Genomic DNA, 824 nt, shown 5'->3' on the forward strand with positions numbered 1-824 from the left:
ACTAGGGCGTGTTAACACTAATACCGATCGTGTCGTTTGCGCTGGACAATATTGGGCATGGAGATCACGCCCGCACAATTCGCCACCATTGAGCACTGCCTACCCAAGCAGCGTGGCAACGTCAGCCTGAGCAACCTGCAGGTGGTCAATGCGATCCTCTATGTGGCCGAGCATGGCTGCAAGTGGCGCGGACTGCCCAAGCGCTTTGGCAACTGGCACACGATTTACACGCGCATGAACCGCTGGACCAAAGCCGGCGTCCTGGATCGCATGTTTGAGGAGTTACAGCGTGCACAGGTCGTGCGAATCAAGATCGAAGCGGTCTCTCTGGACTCCACAAGCATCAAGGTCCACCCCGACGGTACGGGGGCACTAAAAAAAACGGCCCACAAGCCATCGGCAAGTCCCGAGGCGGATGGAACACCAAGATTCATATGGTTGCCGCGGATGCTCGAACGGCCGTGACGTTCTGCCTCTCGCCTGGGCAAGCGCACGACGCTCCTGAAGGTCGGCGCCTGCTGAGCAGGCTTGGGCCGACCAGCAGGCCGGTGCATTTGTTGATGGACCGCGCCTACGAGGGCAATGAGACACGGCAATTGGCACTGGATCTGGGTTTCATTCCGGTGGTACCACCAGTAAAGACGCGGATTGAACCTTGGGAGTACGACCGCGAGATGTACAAGCGTCGCAATGAGGTCGAGCGCTTGTTCCGTCGGCTCAAAGGCTATCGGCGCATCTTCTCGCGATTCGAGAAACTCGACCTCATGTTCCTAGGCTTCATCAGCTTCGTGCTCGTCGCTGATGGTCTGCGGTTGTGTTAACAG

General features: G+C 57.9%; 1 protein-coding gene. It reads left to right on the top strand.

Annotation, left to right across the window (positions count from 1 at the left end):
- Positions 1 to 57 precede the first annotated feature (57 nt).
- A protein-coding gene (locus ACTIF6_RS26820) for an IS5 family transposase (RefSeq protein WP_439590746.1) occupies positions 58 to 821 on the top strand; the annotation gives its coding sequence in 2 pieces (ribosomal slippage) (positions 58 to 373 and positions 373 to 821; 765 coding nt in all).
- Positions 822 to 824 lie beyond the last annotated feature (3 nt).

The sequence above is a fragment of the Hydrogenophaga sp. genome (assembly GCF_051860785.1).
GTDB lineage: Bacteria > Pseudomonadota > Gammaproteobacteria > Burkholderiales > Burkholderiaceae_C > Hydrogenophaga.